The organism is Kangiella spongicola, assembly GCF_003194565.2.
GTDB classification, from domain to species: domain Bacteria; phylum Pseudomonadota; class Gammaproteobacteria; order Enterobacterales; family Kangiellaceae; genus Kangiella; species Kangiella spongicola.
In genome coordinates this window covers 680,168-699,138 of the sequence record NZ_QICH01000001.1, presented here as the reverse complement: position 1 = coordinate 699,138, position 18,971 = coordinate 680,168, and the positions used below count along the sequence as shown (strand labels likewise).

Annotated in this window: 19 protein-coding genes; 5 read left to right on the top strand and 14 right to left on the bottom strand. The window is 42.7% G+C overall.

The window, feature by feature from the left end:
- Nucleotides 1-65: 65 nt before the first annotated feature.
- From DL796_RS03110 to gmk, 13 genes are all read right to left on the bottom strand, one after another.
- Complete coding sequence (locus DL796_RS03110; RefSeq protein WP_110199880.1) at nt 66-575, bottom strand: GNAT family N-acetyltransferase; 510 nt, start codon at nt 573-575, stop codon at nt 66-68.
- 67 nt (nt 576-642) lie between these two features.
- Complete coding sequence (locus tag DL796_RS03105; protein ID WP_110199878.1) at nt 643-1,620, bottom strand: malate dehydrogenase; 978 nt, start codon at nt 1,618-1,620, stop codon at nt 643-645.
- A 276-nt stretch (nt 1,621-1,896) separates the two neighbouring features.
- A complete protein-coding gene (gene recG, locus DL796_RS03100) occupies nt 1,897-3,999 on the bottom strand; it encodes an ATP-dependent DNA helicase RecG (protein WP_110199876.1) in 2,103 nt (700 codons plus the stop codon).
- Nucleotides 3,999-4,916, bottom strand: a complete 918-nt coding sequence (locus tag DL796_RS03095) for a hydrogen peroxide-inducible genes activator (RefSeq protein WP_110199874.1) — start codon at nt 4,914-4,916, stop codon at nt 3,999-4,001. Before DL796_RS03095 ends, recG begins: the two co-directional genes overlap by 1 nt.
- A 55-nt stretch (nt 4,917-4,971) precedes the next feature.
- The gene (locus DL796_RS03090; protein WP_110200704.1) at nt 4,972-5,802 is read right to left on the bottom strand and encodes a methyltransferase domain-containing protein; all 831 of its coding nucleotides are present in this window, start codon (nt 5,800-5,802) and stop codon (nt 4,972-4,974) included.
- Entirely contained in the window at nt 5,802-7,049 is a 1,248-nt protein-coding gene (locus DL796_RS03085) for a DUF418 domain-containing protein (RefSeq protein ID WP_110199872.1), read from the bottom strand. The genes DL796_RS03090 and DL796_RS03085 overlap by 1 nt, the downstream gene beginning before the upstream one ends.
- A 202-nt stretch (nt 7,050-7,251) precedes the next feature.
- The gene (locus tag DL796_RS03080; protein WP_110199870.1) at nt 7,252-7,692 is read right to left on the bottom strand and encodes a hypothetical protein; all 441 of its coding nucleotides are present in this window, start codon (nt 7,690-7,692) and stop codon (nt 7,252-7,254) included.
- 7 nt (nt 7,693-7,699) lie between these two features.
- Nucleotides 7,700-8,098 carry a DUF2195 family protein gene (locus DL796_RS03075; RefSeq protein ID WP_110199868.1) on the bottom strand — a complete coding sequence of 133 codons (399 nt, stop codon included), beginning with the start codon at nt 8,096-8,098 and terminating at the stop codon, nt 7,700-7,702.
- Between the two features lie 72 nt (nt 8,099-8,170).
- A complete protein-coding gene (trmH, locus tag DL796_RS03070; protein ID WP_110199866.1) occupies nt 8,171-8,857 on the bottom strand; it encodes a tRNA (guanosine(18)-2'-O)-methyltransferase TrmH in 687 nt (228 codons plus the stop codon).
- Between the two features lie 18 nt (nt 8,858-8,875).
- A complete protein-coding gene (locus tag DL796_RS03065) occupies nt 8,876-9,259 on the bottom strand; it encodes a RidA family protein (protein WP_110199864.1) in 384 nt (127 codons plus the stop codon).
- Nucleotides 9,240-11,396, bottom strand: a complete 2,157-nt coding sequence (gene spoT, locus DL796_RS03060) for a bifunctional GTP diphosphokinase/guanosine-3',5'-bis pyrophosphate 3'-pyrophosphohydrolase (protein ID WP_170114201.1) — start codon at nt 11,394-11,396, stop codon at nt 9,240-9,242. Before spoT ends, DL796_RS03065 begins: the two co-directional genes overlap by 20 nt.
- A gap of 23 nt (nt 11,397-11,419) precedes the next feature.
- The gene (gene rpoZ / locus DL796_RS03055; RefSeq protein ID WP_110199860.1) at nt 11,420-11,668 is read right to left on the bottom strand and encodes a DNA-directed RNA polymerase subunit omega; all 249 of its coding nucleotides are present in this window, start codon (nt 11,666-11,668) and stop codon (nt 11,420-11,422) included.
- A gap of 120 nt (nt 11,669-11,788) precedes the next feature.
- Nucleotides 11,789-12,442 (bottom strand): guanylate kinase, encoded by a 654-nt coding sequence (gmk, locus tag DL796_RS03050; protein ID WP_110199858.1) that lies wholly within the window; start codon nt 12,440-12,442, stop codon nt 11,789-11,791.
- Nucleotides 12,443-12,938: 496 nt separating this feature from the next.
- Between gmk and dcm the strand changes: the two genes are divergently transcribed.
- Genes dcm through DL796_RS03030 form a run of 4 tightly spaced genes read left to right on the top strand, consistent with a single transcriptional unit; the run spans nt 12,939 to nt 17,378 of the window.
- Nucleotides 12,939-13,925 (top strand): DNA cytosine methyltransferase, encoded by a 987-nt coding sequence (gene dcm / locus DL796_RS03045; protein ID WP_227592986.1) that lies wholly within the window; start codon nt 12,939-12,941, stop codon nt 13,923-13,925.
- Nucleotides 13,926-13,944: 19 nt separating this feature from the next.
- The gene (locus tag DL796_RS03040; RefSeq protein WP_110199854.1) at nt 13,945-15,798 is read left to right on the top strand and encodes a hypothetical protein; all 1,854 of its coding nucleotides are present in this window, start codon (nt 13,945-13,947) and stop codon (nt 15,796-15,798) included.
- The gene (locus DL796_RS03035; protein ID WP_110199852.1) at nt 15,788-16,639 is read left to right on the top strand and encodes a hypothetical protein; all 852 of its coding nucleotides are present in this window, start codon (nt 15,788-15,790) and stop codon (nt 16,637-16,639) included. Before DL796_RS03040 ends, DL796_RS03035 begins: the two co-directional genes overlap by 11 nt.
- Nucleotide 16,640: 1 nt before the next feature.
- A complete protein-coding gene (locus tag DL796_RS03030) occupies nt 16,641-17,378 on the top strand; it encodes a DUF6339 family protein (protein ID WP_110199850.1) in 738 nt (245 codons plus the stop codon).
- A 10-nt stretch (nt 17,379-17,388) separates the two neighbouring features.
- Here DL796_RS03030 and DL796_RS03025 read toward each other — a convergent pair whose 3' ends face one another.
- Nucleotides 17,389-18,531, bottom strand: a complete 1,143-nt coding sequence (locus DL796_RS03025) for a phospholipase D-like domain-containing protein (RefSeq protein ID WP_110199848.1) — start codon at nt 18,529-18,531, stop codon at nt 17,389-17,391.
- Between the two features lie 86 nt (nt 18,532-18,617).
- Here DL796_RS03025 and DL796_RS03020 point away from each other — a divergent pair, with 86 nt between their 5' ends.
- On the top strand, nt 18,618-18,944 hold the full coding sequence (locus DL796_RS03020) for a HigA family addiction module antitoxin (RefSeq protein ID WP_110200703.1): 327 nt from the start codon (nt 18,618-18,620) through the stop codon (nt 18,942-18,944).
- Nucleotides 18,945-18,971 lie beyond the last annotated feature (27 nt).

Genomic DNA, 18,971 nt, shown 5'->3' with positions numbered 1-18,971 from the left:
AGTAACAAGTCGCAACAAACGGTGCGTAAATGTTAGTAAGTGTGTCCGTATAAAATCAATGGAAATTATTGTAACAGCTTGATTTCATACAGGTTAACTAGCTCTCCACGACCTTCTAAATCGTCACACTTTGAAAAGTCGAAGCCGAGTTTTAAGAGCAGATTTATCGAGTTTGCGTTTTTCGGGCTGGTGATGGCGAGTAACTTTTCATGGCTCAACTCACGAGCATGCTTGATTATTGCTTGGCTTGATTCATAAGCATAGCCTTTGCGCCAATGCTTTTGGTCGATACCAAAGCCGATATCTGGTGAATCGAGGAAGTCGCGCTGTAGTAAACCATTAACGCCAACAGGTTGGCCGGTAGAGGTTTCTTCGAGTAGATACAACCAGAATCCGAACTTTTCATAGCGCTGTCGAATGCTCTTGATAAATTCTTGTGCGCTACCTAGGTCGTGAACGCCACGATCGCCAATATTCTCTAGAAAAGCTGGTTGGTTATAAAGATCTAACAAGAAAGAGGCATCTTTGTCTTCTATATAACGAATGGTTAAACGCTCGGTTTGGGTAATAATCATGGGAAAGTACTAAACAAAAAAACCAGCATACCTTACGATACGCTGGCTTTTAATAAAAAGAAAGTACTTACAGTAAGTCTGCTACTGTATCGCGTTCTTCTTTAAGTTCAGTTTCTGATTCAACCATTTTACCTTTGATGAAATCAGATACTTCTAGTTCTTGAACGATTTCATAATCGCCGTCTTTGCAAACTACTGGGTAAGAGTAGATAAGACCTTTTTCGACGCCATAGCTGCCGTCTGAAGGAACTGCCATAGAAACCCAATCGTCAGACTCAGAACCTAGGACCCAATCACGCATGTGATCAAGAATCGCGTTAGCTGCTGATGCTGCTGAAGATGCACCACGAGCTGCGATTACTGCTGCGCCACGCTTAGCAACTGTTGGGATAAACTCTTCTTTAGCCCAAGTCGCGTCAACCATGTCGGCAGCATTTGAGCCGTTGATTTGCGTGAAAGTGATGTCTGGAACCTGAGTTACTGAGTGGTTACCCCAGATTGTCATTTTCTTAACAGCTGCAATATCAGTACCAGACTTTTCAGCTAGCTGATAGATTGCGCGGTTATGGTCAAGACGTGTTAGAGCCGTGATGTTACGCTGGTTAATGCTTGGTGCGTTCGCAGCCAAGATATAAGCGTTAGTGTTTGCTGGGTTACCAACAACACAGATGCGGATGTTCTTATCAGCAACTTCATCGATCACTTTGCCAAGTGAACTGAAAATTTTGCCGTTATCAGCGATAAGGTCTTTACGCTCCATGCCTGGGCCGCGAGGCTTAGCGCCAACCATCAAGCCGATCTTAGAATCTTTGAAAGCAACTGCCGGATCGTCAGTTACAACCACGTCTTTCACTAGTGGGAATGCGCAGTCGTTTAGCTCCATAGCTACCGCTTCGCAGACTTTTAGTGCTGGAGTGATTTCTAATAGGTTTAAAATAACTGGTTGATCTTTGCCTAGCATTTCACCGCTGGCAATGCGGAAAAGTAAAGAATAACAAATTTGACCGGCTGCTCCGGTTACCGTAACGCGAACAGGCTCTTTCATTCCTGAATCCTCATCGTTAATGGATGTCTTAATTAAGGCGCAACTTTAACATAAAAGTGCTGTAAATCCCATAACTAGCGTGCTTTAGAAGTCAGTGGTATGTTGTAAAAGCACAGCCTGATGCGGTATTTCAAAGGTCCAGAAGTCTGCAAAGCAAGACTGGAGTTAGTATTTGATGACACAGTCTTTTAGCGGAGATTACCACGCTCACGCAACTCCCTCGCAATTACGGCATTGAGAGGGGCAAACAGTTAGGATGGTTAAAGGTGATAGTTACTAAACGTCAGCAAACTCTTGGCGTGAGCCAAGCCAGCGTTGACTAATCTTTTCGGCTACTTGTGGTGACTCATGCGCTAGCTGCTTGGCGATTTGTTGAAGCTCTTCAACAAGCTCGGCGTCGCGCACTAAATCTGCAAAACGTAATCCGACGTCACCAGTTTGACGCGTACCCAGTAATTCCCCCGGGCCACGCAATTTAAGATCTTCTTCTGCAATCACAAAGCCATCATTAGTATCGCGCATGACCTGAATCCGAGCTTTGGCATTATTAGATAAAGGTTGTTGATACAGTAATACACAGTGACTTTCTACGGAGCCACGACCGACACGCCCACGCAGTTGGTGAAGTTGTGATAAACCTAAGCGCTCCGGGTTTTCGATAATCATTAAGCTAGCATTAGGAACGTCCACGCCAACTTCTATCACGGTAGTAGCGACCAAAATATCGAGCTCGTTTTGCTTGAACTTGTCCATCACCATTTGTTTTTGCTCGCTTTTTAGGCGCCCGTGGACTAAACCAACTTTTAAGTTAGGTAGTTGTTCGGAAAGCTGGTTAGCGGTAGTTTCGGCGGCCTGGCATTGCACCTCTTCCGACTCATCAATCAGCGTACAGACCCAATAGACCTGGCGATTTTCTTGCTGACAAGCGGTGGCAATTCGTTGGATAACTTGCTCGCGCCTTTGATCGGATAGCGCCACAGTTTGTACCGGCGTTCGTCCAGGTGGCAACTCATCGATAATTGAGACATCCATATCGGCATAAACCGTCATCGAAAGCGTTCGCGGAATTGGCGTGGCTGTCATCATCAGTTGGTGAAGTTGATAGCCGTCCGGTGCCTTTTGTTTCAGCGCTAATCGCTGGTTTACACCAAAACGGTGCTGTTCATCGATGATGGCGAAACCTAAATTGTGATACCGAACCTCTTTTTGGAACAAGGCATGAGTACCAATAATAAGCTGGCTTTTCCCCTCAGCGATTTGGGCTAAAGCGTCTTTCTTTTCTTTCGCAGGAAGCTTACTCACCAAAAATGTGGTGTGAATTCCGAGTTCTTGCATCCAAGCTGAAAAAGATAGGTAATGTTGCTCGGCTAGAATTTCAGTAGGAGCCATAATCGCGACTTGGTAGCCTGCCTCAATAGCTTGTAACGCCGCCATAGCAGCAACCAAGGTTTTACCGGCGCCTACGTCGCCCTGTAATAATCGAAGCATCGGCTTGTCGGAACTTAAGTCTTTAATGATTTCAGCGCTGACTCGCGTTTGTGCTGCCGTAGGAGTAAAGGGGAGTTGTGCTAATAATTTGCGCTGTAATTTACCTGAGCCCTGCATGGCAAAAGCCAGTTGTTGCTGCTGTTTATTGCGTTGCAAAATCATGCTGAGCTGGTGGGCGATTAATTCTTCACAAATCAGTTGCTTAGCCGAAGGGGAGTTAAACTTATGAAGTGCCTCAGGCTTGGCGTCTTTAGGTGGCTTATGAATCCAGGATAACGCGCTATTGATATCAGGCAACTTAAATTGCTGTTGGACTGCTTGTGGTAATAGATTATCAATCGGGTGCTTTTTCAGTAGCTCAACCGCTTGTCGCGTTAACTGGCGCAGGCTGTTTTGATGTAGACCATCAGTTGTCGGATAAACCGGCGTTAAGCTATCTAATAGAGGCGCAGCGTTGGTAGAATCTACAGGCGTTAATTCAGGGTGAACCATAGAGTATTGATAACCAAAGCGACGAACTTCGCCGAAGGCATAAAACTCAGCACCTTTTTCTAAGCGTTGTTGCTGGCTTTTGTTAAAGTAGAAAAAGCGAAAGTCGATACTGGCGGTTTGATCGCTAGCACGACAAACTAATGAACGGCGCTTGCCAAATTTGACCTGGCTCATCTCAACCTGAACTTTAATTAAGGCTCGATCACCATCCTGTAAACTGGCGATAGTTTTAATTTGCGTCCTATCTTCGTAGCGATTAGGCAGGTGGAGCAATAAGTCGAGAACATTATGAACATGAATACGTTCAAGTTTCTCGGCAAGCTTTGGACCAACACCTTTTAAGCTGGTGCAGTCCAGTTTGGCGAGATTAATGTCGGAAGCAAGTTTAGAGATAGCCATTATTCAATCAGCCGAGTTCCTGGAACCTCAATATTATTTAGCCCCTGCTTAATAAGCTCTAGCGCCTTTTTACGCGGGAAGCTTCGGCGGTAAGCTAGCGCTACTTGGCGGCTGGGTTTAGGCTGATCAAATTCACGCGTCACTAAGCCCAGTTTTTCGTTATGAAAATCGGCGGCCGATTTGGGAATGACGCTAATACCTAGACCACTCGCCACCATCTGTCTGATGGTTTCGATTGAGCTACCCGTGATCCAATCTTTTTGCGGATTAAGGCTGTTATCACGGCATTGCGGACAAGCTTCTAGCACTTGATCGCGGAAGCAGTGCCCCGCGCCAAGCATAATCATGACTTCGTCGGCAATATCCGAAATAGCTAAAGTTTCGCGTTTTACCCAAGGATGTTTTTCAGGAAGTAGCGCAATGAACTCTTCTTGATAAAGCGGGACTACTTCAACTTCTGGCTCAACGAATGGTAAGGCTACGATGATGGCATCTACTTCGCCATTACGCAGTTTGGTTCTCAAGTTATGAGTATAATCTTCATCAATATGCAGTGGCATTTTCGGCGCTAATTCGCGCAACTGTGGAATCAGTGAAGGAAATAAATAGGGACCAATAGTAAAAATGGCGCCAATTTTAAGTGGGCCATCTAGCTGATCGGAATTAACCTTAGCGATTTGCTTGAGCTGGCTGACCTGTTCAAGAATACGCTGTGCCTGCTCGACCACTAATTCACCTTGTGGCGTAGTGCGAACGTCAGATTTACTACGCTCAAAGATCGCAATACCAAGCTGTTGCTCTAATTTTTTTACGCCAACACTGAGTGTCGGTTGGCTGACAAAACATGCTTCAGCCGCACGTCCAAAATGACGTTCGCGCGCTACTGCAACAATATATTTAAACTCTGTTAGTGTCATAATTGATAGCCTCTGTCTATTATGATCGTGGTCTAAGCGCGACAAGTCAACCGCTTTAAAGCGTTACTTTTTGTGCCACGAACAAAGACAGAGGACGTCCGTCATCAAGTGTGTGTACTTGATCGAGTAGGACTGACCAATCTGCGAAGCGTTCCGCTAATTCATTGTTTTTGAGTAAAAAGTCCGGATTTTTTGGGCTGCCGAAATCAGCAGCTCCTTCGAGAAAGGTATGGATGGCCACTTTACTGTTAACGGGTAAATACTCTTTATAGACATCAAGCAATGGCCTGTGCAGAAAACGACTTTGCATGATAAGGGCAGGCTGTTGCTGAATAATTAACTCTATGGTGTCGTCCATTTGGTTTTTACAGTCCATCAACTTAGGAGTGACCGCCACATTCCAGTTTTGTGCAGAGATTTGGAGCCGCTCTAATGCTTTAGCTTGGTTATCAATGGCAATAACGCGGAAACCAAGCTGGGCTAACAAAACACTATCGCGACCAGAGCCACAGCCGATATCGAGAACAAGAGGTTTCTCTAGCTCAGAATCAATTGTGCACTTGAGTAAATCTGCATGATGCTCCAAGAGAGGGTTGCCGCGCCAAGAACGATTGCTACCAGCGCCCGTGTTGAGTTCCAACTTAGCCAATTCCTCATGAGTCGTTACTTTAACGACGTCATATCGGTGTTGGTTTAGCAGTTGAATCGCAGTCTCAGCTTGCTCTTTTAACACACACAGGTGCAGCGGAATGTTCTTAGGCGGAAGTTCGTGCCATAAGTCCGGCCCGTCTAAAAGATTAAAATGCACGGCCCCCGGAAGATGTCCGCTTAAATAATGATTATGCGGACGAACGTCGAGAATCAGAGGGCTATCAATATCCTGCATTAAACTTTCCTAAAAGGTTGTTTACGGCCGTAACTGAGGCTACGCCACAACCATTCGAGGGGACCGAACTGGAAACGCGCTAACCACCAAGGGGACCATAGTAGTTGTGCCATAAAAATAATGGCAACAATGATCATTAACTGGTAGCGATCGAGCTGACCAAAAAGACCAAAGCCGTGGCTGTAAAAAATAAGGGTACAAATAATGCTTTGCGAAATGTAGTTGGTGAAAGCCATGCGACCAACCGCTTCGAGGCGTTTCCTAAAGGCAATGAATCTGTTGGACTTTACCCACAAACAAAACAACGCAATATAACCCAAAGCGACGAAAACAGCGCCCATGCTGTTCAGCGACATAAACGACAGCATTGAAGTATTAAGGCTGAAATTAGACTCTAGCAGTGCGTAAGTATCGTAGGCGGTAATACCAAAGCCGATGATAAAGCCGAACAGCATCAATTTGATATAAAAAGAACGACTGCGTTCAGCTGTTAAAATACCTAGCTGATAAAGCCCCATACCGAGTAACATCGAGCCGCCGATTCGAAAGAGTCCGAAGAATAGCGCCATCATCGGAAGGTTAGCCAGAAAGAACTCGGTGCGGTGGTCAAGTTGTGAGGCATAATCACTGGTGTATACCGCGGTTTCTTGCGTAATGAATTCATCTGAGGGAGCAAACATATCCATCATGTCGGACAAATCTTCTGCAGGCATATCCCCCACAAAAAGGGCAAGCAAGCTCATAAGGCCAATCATAATAGCGATAAAAATACCGCCAACGATAAGTTTAGTCGAAGCACCAGTGCTTCGTGCGAAAAGGTAAACCCAGAGCCCAGTAATGGCATAAGTGACCAGAATATCGCCGTACCAAATAAATATGGCATGTATGATGCCGATAGCGAGTAACCACAGCATCCGCCTGTAGTGCAAGCCGGCGCTAGGCAAGCCATTAGCTTGAGCGCGTTGCGCCATTAGCATTATTCCAGCACCAAAAAGCATTGAGAAAAGCGTATAAAATTTTTGATCCGCGAAAATATGCGTCATAACCCAAGTATAAAGGTCGATATCGGAGGGTGTGCCTAAGGCCATCGGGTTAACGTAATAGGCATAGATATTAGCGAAAGCATAGATATTCATAATGAGAATACCCGCCACCGCTATGCCACGAATCAGATCGAGAGCGTGGTAGCGCTCACTGCTCGTTGTCGGATTGATCTTTATAGGTTTAATCGTTGTAGTTTCAGACATCTGCATCCCTTGCTAATAATTTTATGCAGTATAGCTTTATTGAAACTGCCTGAGCAATTAGATAAAAGTAACTATCTGTTAACGAGTACAATAGCAAAGTTAAGCGAGGGAAATAGTTTTGATGGATAGCCGCACGCTAAGTGCGCGCGGGGAAATATAGTCAGAGTTAATTATCGAGAACTGTGAGCTCAATAAGGAGGTTTTAGTTAATAAACTGGTAGCTAACCTTGAGCTGTTGATGTTGAGTATTAGGAATCTGAAGCTCATGAGATTGTTCTGATAAAACAAGCTTGGAGCTTCTGATGATCTGATCTAAAGCGGTAATATCATTAGTTTCGAGCACAATCCCACCAAGTTCCAAAACTTTACTTGCAACTAAATCAGTACTAGGTTTGACCGAAGTGCTCAGTAATGTAGCCGTTAGCCCGAAGTGGTTGCAGGACCAATGCTTTACCGAAAGTAAGTCATTCGACTGTGTGATGGCTTTTAGCTCTTTGGACTCTTCAAGCCAACTAGAGCTTTTAAAGCTCTGCTTAGAGTAAGTGGACTCAGTGAAATAATTGTTATCGAAATTACAGTTTGATGCACAAGCAGCGTTAAGCAGTAGTGCAGAGTTTAACAGTATAAATAAAAGTAACTTCATGACGAACCTATAGGGGCTGCGCGCAAGCAAAGCTAACGGTAACAGGAGCTTCAGTTAATAAGATGTCAGTATTAGATAAAGTGAGGCTAAGACTATCATTGTCTCTGAAATCAATGAGGCCAGCCGATAACTCTTGGTTGGAGATAAATACTCGATATTGAGCAAGTGCTGATTTACAGCCGCAATAGCCGATAGACTGTTTGGTGCTATAGTTAACTTTAATTAGTCTCGTGTTCTCAACCTGCTTTATAGAGTGCGAGTCGAAAGAGATACATTGCTTTAGAGAGTTATCAATCTGTAGTGAGCTTTTCAGCAGTGTATCACCTTCTAAAACCGGTCTTGTTTCACACGAGGTATTGATGAGGCCGACTACTAGGAAAGCCGCAGTTAAGCTTAGCTTCTTCATTTGAGGTTACACCCTGTAGTGTTAATTGCCGTAAGCAGATAATCCCTTGTCTGCTTATTGTTATTCTTTCCTTTAAATCTTACGTCTTAACTGATCCCATTCTGGGTCGTCAATATTGCCACGGTCATCAAGCTGCGGGTAGCGGATATTGTGCTTGTCGCAGTATTTTTTAATGGTGGGGTGGAGCGCATTAAAAAGAATATAGTCGACTTCTTCTTGAGGCACTTTGAGTTCGCCATACATATTCGCTTCTGCGCGTTGGCGTTGTGCTTCATACATAATCAAAGCCCCGGCGACGGAAACATTGAGCGATTGCACCATGCCAACCATTGGAATAATGACGTGCTCATCAGCCAGTTCTGCGGCTTCTTCGGAGACGCCTACAAGCTCTGAGCCAAGTAATAAGCAAGTGGGTTTGGTGTAATCAATGCTGCGGAAATCGACGGCTTTATCGGAAAAATGGGCGGCTAACACTTGCATACCTTGCGACTTAACTTCGGCGATACCGGTTTTTAAATCAGGGTGTTTGTGCGTAGTAACCCAGCGCTTACTGCCACTAGAAGTATGGTGACTACTAAAGCGTACGCCTTCAGGGAAGACTGCATGAGCATGGCCAATACCAACCGCATCAGCGGTGCGAACAATAGCTGCTAGATTATGCGGTTTATGAACTTCATCCATAAAAACCGTTAGATCAGGCTGACGATTGGATAGAAGCTCTATAATTTTGTCGTAACGGGTTTTCCCATCAGCAGTCATACTCGGGTGCTGCAACGCTCAGTCCTCAAGAGTCATGATAGCGTCCATTTCGATCTGGGCGCCTTTCGGGAGTTCTTTAACACCAATAGCGGCGCGCGCTGGGTATGGCTCAGTAAAATACTGGGCCATAATCTCGTTAACAGTGGCGAAATGGCCTAAATCGAGCATGAAGATATTGAGCTTTGAGATTTCATCTAATGAACCGCCAGCAGCTTCACAGACAGCAGACAGGTTTTTGAAAACCTGATGCACCTGCTCATCGAAGTTTTCAACCAATTCCATAGTTTCAGGAACCAGTGGAATCTGACCTGACAAGTAAACCACGTTACCGGTTTTAACGGCTTGAGAATAGGTACCGATCGCGGCTGGCGCTTTATCAGTATTAACGACTGTTTTCGACACGTTTATGCCCTTTAGGTTGTATATCTGGGTAGCGATACACTTTATTCACAAAAGGTATCACTCGTAATTTTTTAATAATCGAAGCTAGGTGAACGCGATTTTTAACACCAACACGGAAGGTCAGAATATTAACGTCACCATCGAGTTCATTAATATCGATGTTGATAATGTTACCTTCTTGGTTAGCGATAATGTTGGTCACCTGAGCCAGTACGCCACGCTGGTTAAAGACGTGCAATCGTAGCTCGGTGGTAAAGTCGCCTTCTAAATCGTCTGACCATTCCACGGGAACATAGTGGTCATTTTGCTTGTGCGCGCGCTGTATGTTCGGGCAGTTATCACGGTGGATATTAAAACCACGACCTGGGCTAACGTACGCCATAATAGGATCGCCAGGAATTGGCTGGCAGCAGCGGGCATATTTAATGACCAAGCCTTCGGTGCCCTTAATTGCAAGCGGTGAACGCTCTTCATCAGACTCCACTTTCTTAGCCACTTCTTCAGTTTTTTCTTGGTCGCTGGTAAGGCGGTGAGCGACTAGAGCACTCGCTATTTTGCCAAGACCGATACCGGCTAAGAGATCATCAAAGCTAGGGTAGCGCGTAACCTCGGTAATTTGCTGACGTTTTTCTTCATCAATTTCTTCAATAGAGAATTTCAGCGACTGCTCTAGCAAGCGACGGCCAAGATGCACCGCTTCATCGTGGCGCATATTCTTCACGAAGTTACGAATATTGGTTCGAGCCTTACCAGTAACCGCATAGCTTAACCAAGCGGGGTTAGGGCGTGAACCTGGTGCCGTAATAATTTCGACGGTGCGGCCATTAACTAAAGGTGTGCTCAACGGTGAAAACTGCTTATCAATCTTACAAGCGATACAGGTGTTACCGACGTCTGTATGGATTGCATAGGCAAAGTCAACCGGTGTGGCGCCTTTCGGCAATTCAATAATTTTGCCCTTCGGCGTGAAGAGGTAAACCTCGTCTGGATAAAGGTCAATCTTAACGTTTTCAATAAACTCAATAGAATCGCCAACGTTTTGTTGAAGCTCGACCAAGCTTTGCAACCATTCACGCGCCTTGGTTTCGGCGTGATGAGTTGAATTACCGGTTTTGTATAGCCAGTGTGCGGCGACACCATTCTCCGCCATCTGATCCATAAGATTGGTACGAATCTGTACCTCAAGGTGCAAGCCAGATTTACTACGCAACACCGTATGCAACGATTGATAACCGTTAGCTTTAGGAATGGCGATGTAATCTTTGAAGCGACCTGGGATGGGTTTGAATAAATTGTGGATTTGGCCAAGAGAGCGGTAACAAGAGTCTTCTGAATCCGTAATCACGCGGAAGGCATAAATGTCCATAACTTCTGCGAATGTGCCGACTTTGTCGCGCATTTTCTTATAAATGCTGTATAAACTCTTTTCGCGACCAATGACTTGGCATTTCAAGCCCGTATCTTTTAAACGCTCGCGAAGTTGCTTAGTGACTTTCTCGACGACCTCTTTACGGTGACCACGAACCTTCTTTACCGACTCTTTCAGAATTCGGTAGCGCATCGGATACATGTTAGCGAAGCCTAAAAGCTCCAACTGCTCCTTGATGCGGTGAATACCTAGTCGGTTTGCAATGGGTGCATAGATTTCGAGGGTTTCGCGGGCAATTCTGCGACGCTTATCAGGACGTAACGCGCCTAGTGTCTGCATATTGTGTAGGCGATCAGCCAACTTAATGAGGATTACGCGAATGTCCTGCGTCATCGCCATCATCATCTTGCGGAAGTTTTCCGCTTGCGCTTGTTCTTTCGACTGGAAGTCGATTAGCGTCAGCTTACTCACGCCCTCGACCAGATCGGCAACGGTTTCGCCAAACTGCTCGGTTAAATCTTGTTTAGTCACGTCACAATCTTCGATCACATCATGCATCAAAGCTGCCATGATAGTCTGATGATCGAGATGTAATTCCGCTAGAATATTAGCGGCGGCGACGGGGTGGGTAATATAAGGATCGCCGCTGGAGCGCATCTGTCCATCGTGTGCGCACTCAGCGACTTGATAAGCACGTTCCGTATCTGAGACTTGATCAGGTTCTAGATAGGTTTCAAGAACGTCTTTAAGATCAGCAAAATAGGACATGCGTATCAGGATATTCTAGCCAATTAGAATAATACTGGGCGAGATTCCTGCTCTTGCTCAGCAGCGCGTTCGTCGGCTGCTACCGTTTCGGCTGTAGTTAAGCCTTCTTCGATTTCACGCAATGCAACAACGGTCGGCTTATCATTATCCCACTCAACTTTAGGGTCGTGTGTACCATTAGCCAACTGGCGAGCGCGCTTTGCTGCCAACATAATTAAATCAAAACGGTTACCAACTACTTCTACCGCGTCTTGTACTGTTACTCGTGCCATAACTTACCTCAACAACCTTGCGGAAAACCCGCGCTAATAATCTCTTATAACACTATTCAATGACCTACAGAATAGTGTAACCAAAAATAGGCGCTAAACAATAGCCTAGCGCAATAAAACCTACTGATTTAGCAGATCAGCGAGCAAAGCCTGCTGTCGAACGAGCTGACTTTCCTTACGCAAGCGTCGCGCTGTAAAAATAGCCGACAGATCTTTGCACGCTAAATCAAAATCATCATTAATAACGATATAGTCGTATTCATCGAAATGCTCGATCTCACGATGAGCCGCAGCCATTCTCGACTGAATCACTTCTTCGCTATCTTGCCCACGCCCCGTTAAACGGCTAAGTAACTCGTCTTGCGATGGCGGGAGAATAAAAATACTGCGGCATTCAGGCATCAACTCACGAACCTGACGTGCGCCTTGCCAGTCGATTTCTAGAACAACATCATGCCCCAGCTCAAGCTGGCTCTCGAGCCACACGCGACTGGTGCCATAATAATTGCCAAAAACCTCGGCGTGCTCTAAAAAGCTTTCTTCCTTAAGCATCTGCTGAAAGGTTTCAACAGTGACAAAATGATAATCCTGACCATTGACCTCACCCGGGCGCTGTTGGCGCGTGGTGTGGGAAATCGACAGCTTAAGCTCCGGCATCTGACCTAAAACCGCTTTCAACAAGCTGGTTTTACCCGCACCAGAAGGTGCCGAAACCACATATAAAGTGCCTTTAGCCGTGCTTTGAGAACTGTTTTGAGTAGTCGTTGCCGTCATAATCTCGAAAATCAATTGAGTCAAAAGTCCCCTAAAGCCTTCAAATATGGGCTAAATTGCTCGGAAAACCAAAGGGAAGATTGCATAGAGCGCAAAGTCGGTAATGATAACATAAGTTAAACGACTAACGGTATAGATAATAACCAAAATCCCCATTAGGATAGAACTTCTTCCGATTGAGGGCTGAGCTTGGTAGACTCTTAGGCCGAACGTAGTATAAATAATATAATTTCAAAAGATGAGCATTGTGGAACAAGACCATTTAGTACAGATTAAAGTTGCTTTATCCGAACTCGCCGAAGAACATGCCCCCGAAGGAACCACGCCAGAAGCTGTTATCGATCAGTGGACGCATGCTCTTGCGCTTGGTCATGAGCTTTACTGCGATCGTCAAAAGTCTGAATCAAAACAATTAAAAAAGCAGGTTCAGAGCATCCTAACGAAGCTTAAAATCTATAAGAATCGTACTGAATTCTATGATTTAGTCTTTGAGAAAATAGAGCTAAAACCAGTACCCAAGCCGAAATTTACCTTTATTGATCTATTTGCGGGTATTGGCGGGATTCGCATGGGGTTCCAGAAGCAGGCTGGAAGCTGTGTATTTTCATCTGAGTTTGAAAAAGCTGCACAAATAACATATCGAGAAAACTACTTAGAATATCCTTTTGGGGATATAACAAAAATTGACTCTAGTGATATTCCAGACCATGACATTCTGTTAGGAGGCTTTCCTTGTCAGGCATTTTCAGTAGCTGGTTATAGAGAGGGGTTCTCAGATAAAAAGGGACGAGGGAACCTATTTTTTAAGATTCACGATATTATTGTTAAAAAGAAGCCAAAAGCTTTTTTGCTTGAGAACGTTAAAAATCTACAGGGTCATGATGGAGGTAACACCTTTAAAGTGATTGTTGAGTATCTTCATGAAGCAGGGTATTCAGTAATATCCAATGTATTGAACTCGATGGATTACGGAAATGTCCCACAAAATAGAGAGAGAATATATATCATTGGCTTTAGGGATGAAGCTGATTGGCAAACGAAGAATACAAAAACAAGTACTTCAGAGTTTAGTTGGCCAGAACCTATAAAGCTTGACGTTTCGATTAGAGACTTGCTGGATGGAAATGTTAATGATACTTTTTACTATGAACGATTTGCCTGCTATGAGCAGTTAAAAGAGCAAATGAAAAGAAAGGATACAGTTTATCAATGGAGAAGAGTATACGTTAGAGAAAACAAAAATAATGTATGTCCTACGCTAACAGCTAACATGGGAACAGGTGGGCATAACGTACCACTAATTTTGGACGATAATAATAGAATTAGAAAGCTAACTCCCAAGGAATGTTCAAGAATACAAGGATTTCCAGAAGAGTTTAAATTACCAGAGATGGCGAACAGCCATTTATACAAGCAGTTTGGTAATTCAGTTACTGTTCCAGTCATAGAAAGGTTAGCAAAGGAGATTATAAGAGTAATGTAACAATAAGGAGTTTTAGAGTATGGGGAAGACAATTGGTTGGCGACGTGGAATTATAACTACAGGTAGCTGGCAAGGGTTTAATGATTCAGGGTTTGAGCACTTTAAAGAAGACCCGATTAAAGGACTAGGTAGGGAAATCATTCAAAACTCTAGTGATGCGGCTGCAGATATACCTGTAAGAGTATCTTTTAATCTAATGAAGGTTAAGGTTTCCGACATACCTGATTATGAAGATTTTCAAAAGACTATTCAGGCGTGTGCAAATGGAGCGAAGAGGGAAGGAAAGCGGGCTCAGGAGTTCTTTAAAAGAGCAAGTGAGCTTTTAGGAAAAGATGAAATTGATGTCCTAAGAATTGATGACTTCAATACATCTGGATTGAAAGGACCTTGCGAAAACGGTACTCCATATTTTGCATTAATGAAAGCCACGGGGCAGAGCGTTAAATCATCTGATGATGCTGGTGGATCCTTTGGTATAGGGAAAAGTGCACCATATCTTGTATCTAATTTTAGAACTGTCTTTGTTTCTACCTATTATCAAAATAACGAAAAAAACAAGCAATTTTTAGCACAAGGAAAGAGTATCTTAATGTCTTATGAAGAAGAGCATGAGGCAGGCTTAGAAAGGTATGAGGCAACGGGGTACTGGGGAATAAAGGACTTGTGCAAGCCTGTTACCAGCGTGGATAGTATCCCTGACTGGTTAAAAAGGCCAAGCAAGGGCGGTGGAAATGCCGAAGTAGGAACCAGTATATTTACACTTGGCTTTAACGGCGGGAAGAAGTGGGAAGCTAGATTAGCCGAAGTGGTAATAGAAAACTTTTTTGCTGCGGTATTGGCTGGAAGATTAGAAGTAGAAATAAATGGAAAGTTCATAATTACCAAAGCATCATTAAAGAATATCATTGAAAAAGTCGAGGAAGAGTTCACAGATAGTGACAGCCTAGAAAACTTATCAAAAACAAAGCAGTATTGTGATGTATATACTGGTGATGTTGATGTGATAGAAGAAATTTATGATAAGGACCCATCTCTTGGACGTTGCAAGCTCAAACTTGTAGTAAAAGATAAGCTTCCTAAAAAAGTTGTCTTTTTAAGAAATGGTATGACTATCACAGATGACTTAAAAGGACTTAAGAGGTTTAACAATTTTAAAGATTTTGTAGGTATATTTGAGTGTCTAGATAAGCAGGGTAACGCGTTACTAAGGGAAATGGAGCCACCAGCACATGATGACTTTCAAGCTAGCCGAGTAAAAAATGGTAACAAAATACTGAAAAAATTAGCTAATTGGGTCAGGACTGTTGTTAGGCACCATGCAACAAACCCCATTGAGGAAGTTACTGTAATAGATGAACTGTCAGAATTTTTTGAGGATGAAGTAAATGACAGTGGTGGTGACAAAGAAATGAATCCAAAAACTATTGAAATTACAGATAAGAAAAAAAGTAATTCAGCAAGTGGTGCAGGAGCTAAGGGGGGAGGCGATTCTGGTAAAGGTGGTGTAATAGAACCGAAACAAAAAAAGAGCAAGACTAAAGGGGGACGTTCAGAGACTACTGAAGGTGGAAAAAAGGGAAAAGGTGTTAAAGGAGGGAAAGTGATTCCCTTAAGAAATTTTAGAGCAGGAAAACAGCAGGATGGTTGGCTAACAATATACTTTACTCCTGAGCATTCAGGTAAAGCGAATATCAGGCTGTACGCAGCGGGTGTTGATAACGATTACCTAATTAAGTTAAATGGAAGTGAGCGAGGTACTGTGAAGAATGGTTATTTAGTTGATGAGTTGATAGAGGGTGAAAGATATACGCAAAAGGTATTGATTGGCAAAAAAGTGAGCTTTGCACTTAAGGTGGTGGCAAATGAAGTTTGATATCCAAAAGTCATTTCAACACCCTGTTTTAAGGCCTCTAAGCGATGATTATGTAAAAGGAGATATAAGGTTTGAGGTAAAGTTGTTTTGGGACCAAAAAACGAACAAAGTTATACTTGAATTTGAATCATTAATAAGCTCTCCCTCTATAATAGAATTAATACAGCAAAGAAAGGCAAGTTATCTTGTAACAGTTAGATGTCGAACAACATTTTTTAGTATGTCTTTCAAAGGCTTTGAAAGTACTATTAAGCATGATTTTTTTGACGGAGACTTGTTTGGTGACGTGGAGCTGAACTTTTATGTTGTTGCAAATGAGATCATAAACTCGTATACATCTGAAGAGTTTAATGAAGAATATGAAGGTGAGGCTTTTACAATCAGGCAGAATGCGATTTTAGCCTGTGCTGAGCCAAAGAATTTTCTAATAGAGCGTGAAGCGTTTAAGCCCGTTACCTCAGTATTTAACCTTGCAGAGGATAAGAATCAGGAAATAGAGCAAGGTAAATGGGTAATAGATCTAGAGCAAGATACAGTATATATAAAGCTTCACTCAAAAGACTATGAGAAAATAACTCTTGCGAGGAATTTAAAAGCAAACCAAGCTGTCCTTTTAAATTCTTTATATTTTGCGGCTGTCGTTGAGGCAGTAGATACTATATATGATGAGGAGCGTGGCTTCGATATTAATGAAAAAAAGTGGTCCAGAGTCGTTCACGCGGCTATTGAAAAGTGTGAAACTGTAACTAAGGATGATTCTAGTTACGTAATCGCTCAAGAGCTATTAAAGGGGCCATTAAATAAACTATTAGAGTATGTATTTGATAATAGGGAGTATTAGTATGCACATTCCTTTTGCTAAAGAGTTATCAGTAACCGAATTAGAGGGAGCCATAGAGGATAATATAGAGAAATATGTTAATGGGGACTTTTTTGACTATTTTTCAGATAAAGACAAGACCCTTGATTCAGGATTCGAAATAAGGTTAGAAAAGAGTATTGGTAATGAAATTGGGAATTATGATTTCAAGAAGAAGGAAAATGAAATAGATAAGTACTGGTCTCTGAAAGTATTCAAAGGTATTAAAGGAATTATACCTAGTATCGGAAAAGATAATCGCCTTTGGACATATTTAACTCATACACACTTTGCTGACTACTGTAGAAAGAGGCATGCAATTACATCAGTAGAGAAAGCAACAGTAAAAGTCATAAAGCAGCGTTTTTTCTGCCAAGGTATTAGTAGAGGAATTGAAAGAGACAATGCTGTATCTAGGCTTTGGTGGAATGGATATTTGGCCAGCAAAGTTCAGGGAATGCAACTTGAGAGAGCATTAGAATTGCTTTTATATAATACTGATATAAGGCAACAAATTGTTGAAAGGCCATTTCTTTCTACAAACTCAACATTACTATCAGCAGTAATTCATGTACTTGACGAATCTGAAAAAAATGATGGCGCACTCTTAGAAAGAGACACTTTTCGTAAAAAACTGGCAAGACTTAACCTTTACGCAGGAAGTAACATGCTCGAGGCTCATGAGCTTAGGGAACTGATAAACTTGGTTAAGGGTATATAAACTTAAGGCCTTACTCTTTATGGCTTTCTTCAAACTTTTCGTAAGAGCCATATTTTAGGAAGTCTAATTCGTAGTCATACTCTTTTCCTTCTACCTTTGTCACTAATACAGAGTCGATATCTTTCTGACGAAGTAGTTGTCTAGTTGCAAGTTGCCCAGCTTGCAACTTAAGTACATCTCTTAATAGCCAATGACCTAGTAGTCGGTTTGGATTAGACATTAAAGCTTTCCCCCCACTTTGGCATACCTTGAATGGAACTAGATCAGTATTGGGTAGTTTAACCATAAAAGATGGGGTTGTTTTTCCTTTGTAGTTGAAAAAGTCTGGAAATTGATTGTGTATCCAGGATGGGATAGGGATATAGACTTCATCTTGATGACGTTCTCTGCCAGAGGCATTCCACTGGTTTAAGCCAGAGCTGCGCCCAACGTCTCCCGTTGAGGTGCTGTAAAGAGGCAATATTATTTCCATTGTCTTCGTACTTTCCTTTGTATCGAATACGCTTAAATTTTCTAGTAATTGAAATGGATTACCCATGATGTTTACATCAATACTATGAAGAATATTTTCACTGATATCAAACTTTTTATATAAGGTGTTTTTTGCAAGTGAAAAATTATATTCGTGAAGTGAGTCTTTAAAATAAATGTTATTCTTTTTGAGTGTTACTTTCTTAATTCTAGCTTTTTCAACGAAAGACATGCGACATTCGGCAATGTTTAAACTTTGATTGTTTCTTGTTATAACATGATAGAGCATCTCCTTAGTGCTTGTTATGGAGAGAGTGTCAGTAAGACGTTCATTACGTTTATCTGCAATAAAGTGTGCAATGTCATTATGATTTGAGCCAAGCTCTCTAATCTCATCGCTAACTGAGTTGAACTCTGCTATTTTTTGAAATGTGTTACCATTACCATGAAGGAAGGTTTTCAGACCGATACCCACCCCATCTTTCGTGGCATCAAAGGAAACATCTCCCCGTGAAATATTATTAGCACCAAATGCGTAGCAGAATAAAATTTCATGGGCTCTATAATGTAGATATGGAGTATCACTACTAGAAAATAGTTTGGACAAAGAGGCTAAACTCGACAGAAGATTTTCGTAAAATTCTTTTTGTTCTGTTGTTTGCTTATTATAAAAAGTCATCATGGTCTGAAGTATATGTCCGGCTTTTAGTATTACTAATGAATACTAGACAATTTGTTGGTATTTATAAAGGTAAAGGGATAAAAATTATGAGAAGTACAAAGCGTCGCCCTATTACTGTAGGGCAGGTGTTACTGAGTGAGTATTTAGAACCAGCTGGTATCGGGCAAAAAGAGTTGGCAGAAGCTATGGGCGTGCACCGAAACAGTTTGAGCCGGATCGTTAATGATAAGGGTGTTTTGAGAGCGCCGATGGCGATAAAGCTAGCTACTGCTTTAGGAAACACGCCGGAGTTTTGGTTGAATATTCAGCATGCTGTGGAGCTGTGGGATGTTCGCCATAAGGCTTATGCAAAAGAAGCGAAAGGTGTTAAAAAACTAGATGTCACGACTAGGGATGAAGCCACGGTAAATTAGCGGTGATTCTATACTAAAGCTTAAAAA

Bases quoted from the DNA above. Each gene is read 5' to 3' on its own strand.
- DL796_RS03110 (WP_110199880.1), bottom strand. From the start codon at position 575: ATGATTATTACCCAAACCGAGCGTTTAACCATTCGTTATATAGAAGAC.
- DL796_RS03105 (WP_110199878.1), bottom strand. From the start codon at position 1,620: ATGAAAGAGCCTGTTCGCGTTACGGTAACCGGAGCAGCCGGTCAAATT.
- recG (WP_110199876.1), bottom strand. From the start codon at position 3,999: ATGGCTATCTCTAAACTTGCTTCCGACATTAATCTCGCCAAACTGGAC.
- DL796_RS03095 (WP_110199874.1), bottom strand. From the start codon at position 4,916: ATGACACTAACAGAGTTTAAATATATTGTTGCAGTAGCGCGCGAACGT.
- DL796_RS03090 (WP_110200704.1), bottom strand. From the start codon at position 5,802: ATGCAGGATATTGATAGCCCTCTGATTCTCGACGTTCGTCCGCATAAT.
- DL796_RS03085 (WP_110199872.1), bottom strand. From the start codon at position 7,049: ATGTCTGAAACTACAACGATTAAACCTATAAAGATCAATCCGACAACG.
- DL796_RS03080 (WP_110199870.1), bottom strand. From the start codon at position 7,692: ATGAAGTTACTTTTATTTATACTGTTAAACTCTGCACTACTGCTTAAC.
- DL796_RS03075 (WP_110199868.1), bottom strand. From the start codon at position 8,098: ATGAAGAAGCTAAGCTTAACTGCGGCTTTCCTAGTAGTCGGCCTCATC.
- trmH (WP_110199866.1), bottom strand. From the start codon at position 8,857: ATGACTGCTGATGGGAAAACCCGTTACGACAAAATTATAGAGCTTCTA.
- spoT (WP_170114201.1), bottom strand. From the start codon at position 11,396: ATGTCCTATTTTGCTGATCTTAAAGACGTTCTTGAAACCTATCTAGAA.
- rpoZ (WP_110199860.1), bottom strand. From the start codon at position 11,668: ATGGCACGAGTAACAGTACAAGACGCGGTAGAAGTAGTTGGTAACCGT.
- gmk (WP_110199858.1), bottom strand. From the start codon at position 12,442: ATGACGGCAACGACTACTCAAAACAGTTCTCAAAGCACGGCTAAAGGC.
- DL796_RS03040 (WP_110199854.1), top strand. From the start codon at position 13,945: ATGGGGAAGACAATTGGTTGGCGACGTGGAATTATAACTACAGGTAGC.
- DL796_RS03035 (WP_110199852.1), top strand. From the start codon at position 15,788: ATGAAGTTTGATATCCAAAAGTCATTTCAACACCCTGTTTTAAGGCCT.
- DL796_RS03030 (WP_110199850.1), top strand. From the start codon at position 16,641: ATGCACATTCCTTTTGCTAAAGAGTTATCAGTAACCGAATTAGAGGGA.
- DL796_RS03025 (WP_110199848.1), bottom strand. From the start codon at position 18,531: ATGATGACTTTTTATAATAAGCAAACAACAGAACAAAAAGAATTTTAC.
- DL796_RS03020 (WP_110200703.1), top strand. From the start codon at position 18,618: ATGAGAAGTACAAAGCGTCGCCCTATTACTGTAGGGCAGGTGTTACTG.